Raw genomic sequence first — 11,667 nt, forward strand, 5'->3', positions numbered from 1 at the left:
AAGGGAGCCGCGGCTCCCTTTGTTGTTCCTGGCTGCCGTTACGCGGCTTTGGCCAGTTCCTCTTCCGGACGTTTCAGAATCGCATAGCCCAGACCCGCAATCAGCGTACCAATCACAATCGCCAGCAGGTAACCCAGCACCGGCGTAATGGCGCCTGGAATCAGCAGGACGAACAGCCCGCCGTGCGGCGCCATCAGTTTGGCACCCATCGCCATGGAGATCGCACCGGTCACTGCGCCACCCACGATACAGCATGGCAGCACGCGCATCGGATCACGCGCCGCAAACGGAATGGCACCTTCGGAGATAAAGCACAGGCCGAGTACCAGCGCGGCTTTACCGCCCTCCTGCTGACCTTTATTGAACTTACGACGCGCTACCAGCGTTGCCAGCCCCATCGCCAGCGGTGGCACCATACCGGCCGCCATAATCGCGGCCATCGGCGCGTAGGTTTGCGAACTCAGCAGACCAACACCAAACGCGTAAGCCACTTTGTTCACCGGACCGCCCATGTCGGTACACATCATGCCGCCCAGAATCGCGCCCAGCAGGACCGCGTTAGCAGTGCCCATGTTCGCCAGCCAGCTGGTCAGGCCGCTCATGATGCCAGCAACCGGTTTGCCTACCACGTAAATCATCAGCAGGCCGGTAATCAGACTGGCCACCAGCGGAATGATCAGAATCGGCTTCAGCGCCTCCATACTTTGCGGCAGCTTCACTTTGCTGCTTAGCAGTTTCGCGGCGTAACCGGCGATGAAACCGGCGATGATGCCGCCAAGGAAGCCGGCGTTGATGCTGGTGGCGATCATGCCGCCAATCAGACCCGGGGTCAGGCCCGGACGGTCAGCAATCGAGAAGGCGATAAAGCCCGCCAGCACCGGCACCATCAGCGCAAAGGCGCTGCCGCCACCGATCTGCATCAGCGCCGCGGCTAAGGTGCCCTGCTCTTTAAACGCGGTAATCCCAAAGGCGAATGACAGCGCAATGCTCAGACCGCCGGCGACCACCATCGGCAGCATATAAGATACGCCGGTCAGCAGATGCCGATAGGCACCGGCTTTCTCTTTGCTGTCGCTCTGGCTGGCTGCCGCCTGGTTGCCGGAAGGCTGCCAGACTTTGGCTTCCGCCTGCGCTTTATCCAGCTCCTGTGCGGTTTTCTTCAGCGCCAGACTGGTGGAGGTGCGGTACATTGGCTTGCCGGCAAATTTCGCCAGGTCAACGTCGATATCCGCCGCAACGATCACCAGATCGGCCGCCGCCACTTCTTCCGGGGTGATCGGGTTGCCGGCGCCGACTGAGCCGCGGGTTTCCACTTTTACCCACCAGCCGCGCTTGCTGGCTTCCGCTTCAATCGCCTCGGCTGCCATGAAGGTATGCGCCACGCCGGTCGGACAGGCAGTGACGGCCACAATACGTTTCTGCCCGGAGCTCTGCGCCGGTGCACTTGCCGCCGGGGTTGCCGCAGCCGGCTGCCACGGTTGCGCCGCATCTTTAGCCAGCGCCAGCGCCGCCTGCGGATCGCGCAGCGCCTGCTGCACGTCCACGAGGGCAACGGACTTGCCGGCGAGCTGCGCGTTGTCGGTAACCTGCTGGCCAATCACCAGCACCAGTTCGGCGTCCGCGGCGCTGTCGACCAGCGTCAGTCCCGCCTGCCCTGCCGCCGCCTGCAGACGTTCCGAGGCTAAATGGCCTGATGCCAGGCCGAGTGAAGAATCTTTTATCAGCAGCGTTTTCATTATCGCTCTCCTGCTGTTAGTTAACGGGTTGTAAGTCGACACGCGCCATCATCGCGGCCAACTGGGTACGATCGGTCACGCCGACGTTGCTCTGGCTGACGGCCATGGCCGCCACCGCCGTCGCCAGACGCAGCGTGTGTTCACTGGATTCCCGCATCAGCAGGCCATAAATCAGGCCGCCAACCATCGAATCTCCGGCGCCTACGGTGCTGACCACTTCACACGCAGGCGGTTTGGCGATCCATTCGCCAGAGGCATTGACCCACAGCGCGCCTTCCGCACCGAGGGAGATCACCACGTGGGCAATGCCCTGCTCGCGCAGCTGGTGCGCGGCGTCAATCACATCCTGCAGCGTCGGCAGCTTGCGGCCGGCCCAGATCTCCAGCTCGCGGCGATTGGGTTTAACCAGCCACGGTGCCGCTTTCAGACCGGCCACCAGCGCTTCACGACTGCTGTCAAAAATGATGCACGGACAGTGGGTGCGCAGATCGCTCATCCATTTGGTGAACGCGTCCGGCGCAACGCCGGCTGGCAGGCTGCCGCTGACGCACACCATATCGAACTGGCCCAGCCAGGTCAGCGAGTCGGCGGTGAAGCGGTCCCAGTCCTGTGGCGTGACGTCAAAGCCCGAGAAATTGAGGTCGGTGACGTCGCCGTCTTTTTCCGTCAGCTTAACGTTAATGCGGGTACGGCCCTGCACCACCTGAAAACGATTAGCGATGCCGAGTTCGCTGAACAGCTGCTGAAAGCCGTCCTGATTCTCTTTGCCGAGGAAGCCGCCGACGGTGACGTCGATGCCGAGATCTTTCAGCACCTTGGCGACATTGATGCCTTTACCCGCAGCGTGCAGCCCGGTGGTTTTGACCAGGTTAACTTCGCCGCGCTCGATCTCCGGCGTGTAGCCGACCAGATCGTACGCCGGGTTCAGGGTGATAGTGGCAACGCGACGACTCATGCTGCCCCCTCGCCCAGACCGCTATTAATGGCTTCTTCGATAGCGTGCAGTGCCTGCTGCGCATCGTCACCGCTGGCGGTGAAACGCAGACGATGGCCTTTCTTCACGCCCAGCGCGACCACCTTCATCAGGCTGCGCCCGTTAGCCGGCTTACCGCTGCCGTCGAGATTGGTGACGGTGATATCGCTGTTGAACTGCTTGATCACACTCACCAGCGCGGTGCCCGGACGCGCATGCAGACCGTGCTCGTTGCGGATGGTGAATTCCGCGGTTAAGACGTCCGCAGCTTCATCCACTTCGCTGGTCAGCAGCGCGAGAATGCCTGCCGCGTCCGCCTTCAGCAGGCGTTCAGCCTGCTTGTTCAGCAGCAGATTGCTGAGGTAGCCCAGCACCTCAAGCGGGCGCTGATCGGTGGCGGCGACCGTCAGCAGCAGCGCTACCGGTTCGCCCTGATGCGTCAGCGGCGTCGCGCTGCGGCTCACTGCCACCGCGCTGTTGAGGTTGCCGTGCGTGCTGTCGCTCAGCCAGATGCCCTGACCGAGGCTGAGCGGTGCGTGCGAGACGACGTCCGCGACAAAGCTGGCGTCGACGGCACCGGCCGCCTGCAGACGACCGGCGTTCAGCGCCTGCAGCGTCATCAGATCGCTGGCGGCCACGTCAGTGGCGATCAGCGACGTATCGAACTGGAATTCAGCGGCCTGCTTTTCACCCATCAGCAGCGCGCGCAGCTCTTCAGCAGAGGCAGATTTCAGCTGCTCCGCGATGCTGTCATCGCTTAATACGTGGGTCAGCTGGCGCAGCAGCGCGAGGTGCTCGTCAGATTTGGCGGCAATGCCGATGGCGACGTATGCTGTCTGGCCATCGCCCCAGTCCACGCCCTGCGGGAACTGATGAACCTGCACGCCGGTTTTCAGCACCAGATCGCGGGTATCGGTGGTGCCGTGCGGAATGGCGATGCCGTTGCCGAGAAAGGTGGTGGTTTGCTGTTCGCGCGCCAGCATGCCGTCGACGTAGCCTTCGGCCACATTTCCGGCTGCGGTAAGCGCAGCGGCAACCTGACGAATGGCCTGTTCTTTATCGGACGCGCTGGCGCCGGTGTGAATGGCCTGAACTTCGAGCTGGAACATATTTCTCCTCGCTTGCTGAAAGTGAATCGTTTCAGCCTGATGGCGAAAAAATACGCTGTGCGACACGGACTTAGCCGGGAGGACAACGCTGAAACGTTTCAGGGAATATGGTACAGCACCCGGTTACAGGCAAGAAAATGCGCAATCGGCGTAGCAGATTTTTGATGCTCCGCACACTTCGCGGCGGATTTAGGATTTTTCACAGCGGGCGCGCTGACGCGTTGCTGTAACGCGGCACCTGCGACGAGCGTGCTGTTCAGCTCGCGTCAGCTTAAACTCAGGGCGCGGTATCGGCTTCCAGCTGCAGCAGGTAGATCATGGCATCGGCGCGGCTGTTACCACACATCTCCGCCTGTGGCTGTAAACCGGCACACACCGCCGGACGCAGCGGCGAGCCAAAAATTTTGCAGCGCTGCTGTTCGTCGAGCTGAACGCAGCAGGTATTGGCCGGTTTGCCGTCAGGCATACCGGGAATGGGGGAAGAGATGGAGGGGGCTGTGCAGCAGGCACCGCACTGGTCTCGACATAACATCATGCGCTCCTGCAAAGATTAGCGGCCGACAATAGCAGTCTGCACCGCGGAATTCCATGCGCGACCAACAATTTTCACCGGCCTCACTTGCCTGTTTTTCACCGCGCGAGTAAGTTGGCGCGCATCTACCTGGTTATAGCGAGTCAAGCATTATGCCAAAGGCAAACGAAATCAAAAAAGGAATGGCCGTCACCTGGAACGGTAAACTGTTGCTGGTGAAGGATATCGATGTCCAGAGCCCAAGCGCGCGCGGTGCCGCCACGCTGTACAAGATGCGTTTCACCGATGTGCGCACCGGCCTGAAAGTTGAAGAGCGCTTCAAGGGCGACGACATTATTGATGCCATCCAGCTCAGCCGCCGCGCGGTGACCTTCTCATACATCGACGGCGACGAATACGTGTTTATGGATGACGAAGATTACACGCCGTACAGCTTTAAAAAAGATCAGATCGAAGAAGAGCTGCTGTTTATTCCGGAAGGCGGCATTCCCGGTATCCAGGTGCTCACCATGGATGGTCAGGTGCTGGCGCTGGAACTGCCGCAGACGGTAGACATGGAGATCGTTGATACCTCACCTGGCATCAAAGGGGCATCCGCCAGTGCGCGCACCAAACCGGCGGGCATGAGCACCGGGCTGTCGATTCAGGTGCCTGAGTACCTGAGCAATGGCGATCGCATCCGTATCCATATTGCCGAGCGTCGTTATATGGGACGCGCCGATTAAGCGCACGATTTTCTCCGGCGGCGGTTGATTGTTATAGTATAACAACGGCCTGCGCGCCGGATGCGGTTGTCCGGCGCGGCTATTTTAACGGAGTAAATCATGACGCGCGTGAACCTGATTACCGGTTTTCTCGGTAGCGGTAAAACCACCACCCTGTTACATCTGCTGGCGCACAAACCGGCCAATGAAAAGTGGGCCATTCTGGTCAACGAGTTTGGCGAGATCGGCATTGACGGCGCCCTGCTCGCCGACCGCGGCGCCACGCTGAAAGAGATCCCCGGCGGCTGCATGTGCTGTGTTAACGGCCTGCCGCTGCAGGTTGAGCTGAATATGCTGCTGAAGCAGACTCAGCCGGACCGCCTGATTATCGAACCCACCGGCCTTGGCCATCCCAAACAGTTACTGAATATGCTGCGCGCGGCGGTCTATCAGCCGTGGATCCGCGTGGACGCCACGCTGACGCTGCTCGATCCGCGTCAGTTAGCCGATACGCGCGTCACGGAGAATGAAAACTTTCGCGACCAGCTGATCGCCGCAGACATCATCATCGCCAACAAGAGCGACAAGTGGGATGCGGAAGATCGCCAGCGGCTGGCGAGCTGGCAGCAGCAGCATTTGGGCGACCGTCAACTGGTGGAAGCCAGCTGGGGCAATATTGATCCGGCGTTGCTGAGTCAGCCGGCATTGGCGGATCGTGCGGTACCCGATGCCGCGCATCATCATCATTCGTCACGCCCGCAGGGGCTGGCGGCGCTGAAACTGGAAGGCGAAGCGCGCTGGCGTCGTGCGTTAAATGAAGGTCAGGGCTATGCTTCCTGTGGCTGGATTTTCGATGGTGACACGGTGTTCGATACCATTCCGGCTTTAGAGTGGGCGCGGCTTGCGCCGGTGGATCGCGTGAAAGGCGTGCTGCGTACCGCTGACGGTCTGGTCAGCATTAACCGTCAGGGCGAAGACCTGTTCATCGAAACGCGCCCGGTCACGCCACCCGATAGCCGTATCGAATTGATCCACCATCAGGCCGCCGACTGGAACGCCTTGCAGACTGCCCTGTTGAAGATTCGTTTAAATTAGCTGCGGTAGGTTTGCCCGTTATTTTTTTCTTTTTGAGTTACTTTTATGCGCACTACTCGTTTGATCACCATCCTGCTGCTGAATGCGCTGGGTGTGATGCTATTTATGTCGTGGTATCTGCCGCCGGAGCACGGGTTCTGGTTCGCTCTCGACAAAGGCATCTTTTTTGGCTTTAACGACCAGATGGTCGACCATCACGGCTTTGCGCTGCTGGTGGCGATCACCAATTTCCGCGGTTTTGACGCGGTGTCGCTGCTGGCGATGGGCCTGCTCTATCTGTGGTTCTGGCGCCGCGAAACGCCGCAGGGCCGACGTCGTATGCTGGCGATTGGTATCACCATGCTGCTAACGGCGGTGATTCTTAACCAGCTGGGCCACCTGCTGCCGGTTAAGCATGCCAGCCCGACGCTGTTCTTTGATAATGTGCATCGCGTTAGTGAACTGACCGGCATTCCGGCAAAAGATGCGTCCAGAGACAGCTTCCCCGGCGACCACGGCATGATGCTGATTATCTTCGCCTGCTTTATGTGGCGCTATTTCGGCTTCCGCGCCTTCCTGATGGGCCTGCTGATTGTGGTGCTCTTTTCCCTGCCGCGCGTAATGGCAGGCGCACACTGGTTTACCGATATCGCGGTCGGTTCGCTGTCGGTGGTGCTGGTAGGCCTGAGCTGGTGGTTATTAACACCGGCCAGTGACAAACTGGTGAACTGGCTCTATCGTTCGCTGCCCGGAAAATATAAACCCCAGGCGTAATTGTTTAGCGCGGGCGATTATTCCCTGTTTTTAAGATCGCCTGCGCTTATTTAATCCTGCAATAAATTATTAGCGGACTAAGCGTTTTCTGATAAAAGAAAAACCTATGCGTCAAATCGTCTGACAATGGTGTTATTCCTGGCCTGTCCAGTCAGAACCCTCTTAAAATCTCCCTTAGCGCCAGAATTAGCCGCTGTTCCTGCCGTTAATTGACGCTTAAATCGCTACCAGTTGTTGATAAAGTAACCGTTGTGTTACAGATTGATTTCACATCAAAAAAACCTATAAAAATTTATATAAAAGCACTCGCCACGCGGTCTGTAATCGGTTAACCTCAACTCCGATTACTACCGTGCAGCATAAAATTCGGTACCTTAAGCAACAAAAATGTGTGCATTAACACATTTTAGTAATTAAGGAATTGTCTTAGAGGGTCGCACTTATTAATCTCAACCCGTTTTGTCATCTGGCTGGCGACATTCTGTCGTAAGGACATCGAAGGAAAACACGTACAATGGTCAAGTCTCAACCAATTCTGAGATACCTCAGGCGGATTATTCCCGCAGTAGCATTAGCAACCCTCTTATCGGCATGTAGCAGTACCCATAACGGTCAGAACGCGAATAACGAGAATCATGAAGTTAACAACCAGAATGGTTTTTTACTTCAGGCGTCTCAGGACGAATTTGAACAAATGGTGCAGAACGTGGACGTTAAGTCCCGCATCATGGAGCAGTACAGTGACTGGAAAGGTGTGCGTTATCGCTTAGGCGGCGACACCAAACGCGGCATTGACTGTTCTGCTTTTGTTCAGCGCACCTTTCGCGAACAGTTTGGTTTAGAGCTGCCGCGTTCCACATCGGAACAGCAGGACAGCGGTAAAGAGATTTCACGCAGTAAACTGCGTCCGGGTGATTTAGTGCTGTTCCGCGCCGGCTCCACCGGTCGCCATGTCGGCATCTATCTCGGCAACGACAATTTTGTACACGCGTCTACCAGCAGCGGCGTGATGATTTCCAGCCTTAACGACAGTTACTGGAAAAACCGCTACCGCGAAGCGCGTCGGGTACTGGCAAAAAACCCCAGTTAACCCCCTTCCTTCCTGATGTTCTCAGCCAGAGAATCTGAAAACGCTGCCCCGGCAGCGTTTTTTTTCGTCTGCGGTTGCTTAAGCCAAATCCATGGCGGAAAAAGTAATTGTGAATCAAAAATATAACGAGACTTTTCGCGCAGCCTCGTTATATTCTCGTTGCCTTGAACCAGCACAGTTGTATGCGTTTTTATAATAAAAAGGGCAAGATCAGGGGAACCAACTCCATGCCACTGTCGGGGACGTTAAATCGTCATGCCAGCTACTCGCGGCGCATCGCCTGGAGTAGCGTAATTATTGGGGTCGCGTTTTTTATCCTGTTTGTCACCGTCCTGCTCACGCTGACCTGGCAAAAACGCGTCCAGCAACACCAGCAGCTGCTGGCTCACAGCCGTGACGATCTGCAACAGGTGATGTCAACCCTGGTCGAGAGCCTCTATCCGCTGCAGCAATACACTCAACTCAGCTGCAACAGCGTCAACCGTGAGCTGACCTCTCGCGCCGCCTTTGCCGGCAACATTCGCGCGATATTACTGGTACGCGACGGCAACGCTTACTGCTCTTCGGCCACCGGCGCATTTCTGCTGGCCGCCAGCGCCATCTCACCCGATTCAGAGCTGGAGCGCGACCGTGACGTCCGCCTGCTGCCCGGCACACCGCTGCAGCCCGCCAAACCAGCGCTGGCGCTGTGGCTGAAAAGTCCGGGAGCGAGCGAAACCGGCATCCTCGCCACCATGAACCTCAGCATGACGCCTTACCAGCTGCTGGCCTCTTACCATCCCGAAATCACGCGTATGGCGCTGGTGGCAGGCGACAGCGCGCTGCTCAGCGGCACCAGCCAGGTGGTACGCAGCCGCGATCTGCCGCCCTCCCTCACTGACCTGACGCTTGATGACGGCAGCATGCGCTTTGTGCTTTACGGCAGCACGCTGGCCTCACGCGATTACACGCTGGCGTTGCTGACCGGCCTGCTGCTGGCGCTGCTGGTTGCCGCAATCAGCTGGCTGCTGCTGTCGCTGCATCAGCGACCGGGACGTGAAATCCTGCTCGGCATACGGCGCGGTCAGTTTCACGTTGAGTATCAGCCGCTGGTAACGGCACACAACGGCAAACCCTATGGCGTTGAAGCGCTGCTGCGCTGGACTCACCCGGTTGAAGGCATGATCCCACCCGATGTATTTATCAGCCACGCCGAAGCGCAAAACCTGATTATTCCTTTGACCCAACATCTGTTCAGCCTGGTAGCGCGCGACGCGCGTTTTCTCTGTCAGCAACTGCCGCGCGGCACCCGTCTCAGTCTGAATATGTCACCGCAGCATCTGGCATCGGCCAGTTTTCGCCGCGACGTGCAGGCATGGATCGCCAGTATGCCCGCCGATCATTTTAACTATGTATTTGAAATCACCGAGCGCACCATGGTGCGGGAGAAGAACGCCGGCGAAATCTTCGCCTGGCTGCATGAACACAATTTCAAGATTGCCATCGATGATTTCGGCACTGGCCATAGCGCGCTGATCTACCTGGAAAAATATCCGTTCGACTACCTGAAAATCGATCGCGGCTTTGTGCAGAGTATCGGCACCGAAACCGTAACCTCGCCGGTACTTGACACCGTGTTGCTGCTGGCAAAGAAACTCAACCTGAAAACCGTGGCGGAAGGCGTGGAAACCGGCGACCAGGCGGCCTGGCTGGTTAACCGGGGCGTCACGCATCTGCAGGGGTATTTGTTTAGCCGCCCGCTGCGCCCGGAAAAGCTGATCAGCTACTATCAGAGCCAGGCCAGTTTGGGTTAACGTCACGCACCGCGCATGAAACTGCTACCATACAGTGCGGATTACCACAGGAGAGCGCCCCACTTATGCTGCTTCGTCTTGCCACAGCACTACTGATGTGCAGCGCCATTGCGCCGGTGCACGCGGTCACTATCCATGAAAGCTATGCCTTTGCGAAGCTGGGCGAACCTAAATACGCGGTCAACTTCAGCCATTATGATTACGCCAATCCGGCGGCGCCAAAAGGCGGCAAGATCACCCTCGCCGTGGTGGGCACTTACGACAACTTCAACCGCTATGCGTCGCGCGGCAACCCCGGTATCGGCACTGACACGCTGTACGACGGCCTGTTTACCACCTCAGACGATGAGCCCGGCAGCTACTATCCGCTGATCGCCGAATCAGCACGCTATCCCAGCGATTATCACTGGATGGAGGTGTCGATCAATCCGCACGCGCAGTTTCAGGACGGTACGCCGATCACCGCACAGGATGTCGCCTTCACCTTCAGCAAATTCATGACCGAAGGCGTGCCGCAGTTTCGCGTGGCGTTTCGTGGCGTGCAGGTGAAAGCGCTGAACCGGCTGACGGTGCGCATTGAGATGCCCAAACCAGATAAAGACCTGGTGCTGAGCTGGATCACGCTGCCGGTGCTGCCGGAAAAATTCTGGCAGAACAAAAAATTCAATGAGCCGATTGGCTATCCGCCGCTCGCCAGCGGGCCTTACCGCGTCACTTCGTACAAATCCGGCCAGTTCATTCAATATAGTCGGGTGAAGAACTACTGGGCGGCCGATCTGCCGGTGAACCGCGGTCGCTTTAATTTTGATACCCTGCGCTACGACTACTATCTTGATGACAACGTGGCTTTTGAAGCGTTTAAGGCCGGTGCCTATGACCTGCGCGAAGAGAGTTCGGCGAAGAAATGGGCCACACAATATCGCGGGCGCAACTTCACCAGCCACGCCATTGTGAAAGCCACCACGCCGAATGACGTCGCCACCGACACGCGCTGGCTGGCGTTCAATAACGAGAAAGCATTGTTTGCCGACCGCCGCGTGCGCGAGGCGCTGACGCTGGCGTTTGATTTTGAGTGGATGAACAAAGCGCTGTTCTACGGCGCTTACAAGCGGACCGACAGCTACTTCCAGAACACCGCTTATGCCGCCAAAGGCTATCCTGACGCCGCTCAGCTGGTCCTGCTCGCGCCCTACAAGGCGCAGCTGCCTGCCGAGGTCTTTAACAACGCCTACGCGCCGCCGCACTCTGACGGCAGCGGCTTTGACCGCAACAATCTGCTGCGGGCGATGGCGCTGCTGAAGCAGGCCGGCTGGCAGATCAAAAATCAGCAGCTGGTGAACGTGAAAACCGGCCAGCCGTTTCAGTTTGAACTGTTGCTGCGCAGCGGTTCTCAGAACGACTGGGCGCTGCCGTTCCAGCACAGCCTGGCACGGCTTGGCATTACGATGACGCTGCGTCAGGTGGACAGTTCGCAATATCTGCGCCGGCTGCGCGAAGGCGATTACGACATGATTCCGTCGCTTTATCAGGCGATGCCGTGGCCCTCCACCAGCCTGCAATATGTCTGGCAGTCGGATTACATCAGCTCCTCATGGAACACCGCGCGGGTAAAAGATCCGCTGGTCGACCATTTCGTGCAGCAGATCGTGGCGCATCAGGGCGATGAAAAAGCGCTGCTGCCGCTCGGTCAGGCGCTGGATCGCCTGCTGCTGTGGAACGCCTACATGATTCCGATGTGGTACAACGCCGAACAGCGGCTGGCCTGGTGGGACAAGTTTTCCCATCCGCAGATTAAACCGGCGTTTGCCACCGGGCTGGAAAACTGGTGGTACGATGTGAACAAAGCCGGTCGTTTACCGGCCGATCGACGCTGAGGAGAGCG

At 58.1% G+C, this 11,667-nt stretch carries 10 protein-coding genes; 6 read left to right on the plus strand and 4 right to left on the minus strand.

The features are described 5' to 3' along the window. Positions 1–38: 38 nt before the first annotated feature. From fruA to F3J41_RS15825, 4 genes are all read right to left on the minus strand, one after another. Positions 39–1,736, minus strand: coding sequence for a PTS fructose transporter subunit IIBC (fruA, locus tag F3J41_RS15810; RefSeq protein WP_058769933.1), 1,698 nt, complete (start codon positions 1,734–1,736; stop codon positions 39–41). 16 nt (positions 1,737–1,752) lie between these two features. Next, complete coding sequence (fruK, locus tag F3J41_RS15815) at positions 1,753–2,691, minus strand: 1-phosphofructokinase (RefSeq protein WP_021509266.1); 939 nt, start codon at positions 2,689–2,691, stop codon at positions 1,753–1,755. After that, entirely contained in the window at positions 2,688–3,818 is a 1,131-nt protein-coding gene (gene fruB / locus F3J41_RS15820) for a fused PTS fructose transporter subunit IIA/HPr protein (RefSeq protein WP_166711737.1), read from the minus strand. Before fruB ends, fruK begins: the two co-directional genes overlap by 4 nt. A 277-nt stretch (positions 3,819–4,095) precedes the next feature. Beyond that, complete coding sequence (locus F3J41_RS15825) at positions 4,096–4,350, minus strand: YkgJ family cysteine cluster protein (RefSeq protein WP_132465165.1); 255 nt, start codon at positions 4,348–4,350, stop codon at positions 4,096–4,098. Between the two features lie 152 nt (positions 4,351–4,502). Here F3J41_RS15825 and yeiP point away from each other — a divergent pair, with 152 nt between their 5' ends. The 6 genes from yeiP to F3J41_RS15855 all read left to right on the plus strand — a co-directional run bounded on the left by yeiP (position 4,503) and on the right by F3J41_RS15855 (position 11,659). Then, positions 4,503–5,075, plus strand: coding sequence for an elongation factor P-like protein YeiP (gene yeiP, locus F3J41_RS15830; protein WP_031280049.1), 573 nt, complete (start codon positions 4,503–4,505; stop codon positions 5,073–5,075). Between the two features lie 99 nt (positions 5,076–5,174). Continuing rightward, positions 5,175–6,149, plus strand: a complete 975-nt coding sequence (locus F3J41_RS15835; protein ID WP_166711739.1) for a GTP-binding protein — start codon at positions 5,175–5,177, stop codon at positions 6,147–6,149. 45 nt (positions 6,150–6,194) lie between these two features. Beyond that, complete coding sequence (locus tag F3J41_RS15840) at positions 6,195–6,902, plus strand: phosphatase PAP2 family protein (RefSeq protein WP_058769930.1); 708 nt, start codon at positions 6,195–6,197, stop codon at positions 6,900–6,902. Positions 6,903–7,416: 514 nt separating this feature from the next. Beyond that, positions 7,417–7,992, plus strand: a complete 576-nt coding sequence (gene mepS, locus F3J41_RS15845; protein WP_031280047.1) for a bifunctional murein DD-endopeptidase/murein LD-carboxypeptidase — start codon at positions 7,417–7,419, stop codon at positions 7,990–7,992. A gap of 227 nt (positions 7,993–8,219) precedes the next feature. Beyond that, a complete protein-coding gene (locus F3J41_RS15850; RefSeq protein WP_166711741.1) occupies positions 8,220–9,785 on the plus strand; it encodes a cyclic di-GMP phosphodiesterase in 1,566 nt (521 codons plus the stop codon). A gap of 65 nt (positions 9,786–9,850) precedes the next feature. After that, entirely contained in the window at positions 9,851–11,659 is a 1,809-nt protein-coding gene (locus F3J41_RS15855; protein ID WP_166711743.1) for an extracellular solute-binding protein, read from the plus strand. Positions 11,660–11,667 lie beyond the last annotated feature (8 nt).

Origin of the sequence: Pantoea sp. Ap-870 (genome assembly GCF_011752515.1) — a bacterium.
In the GTDB taxonomy this organism is placed as follows: domain Bacteria; phylum Pseudomonadota; class Gammaproteobacteria; order Enterobacterales; family Enterobacteriaceae; genus Pantoea; species Pantoea dispersa.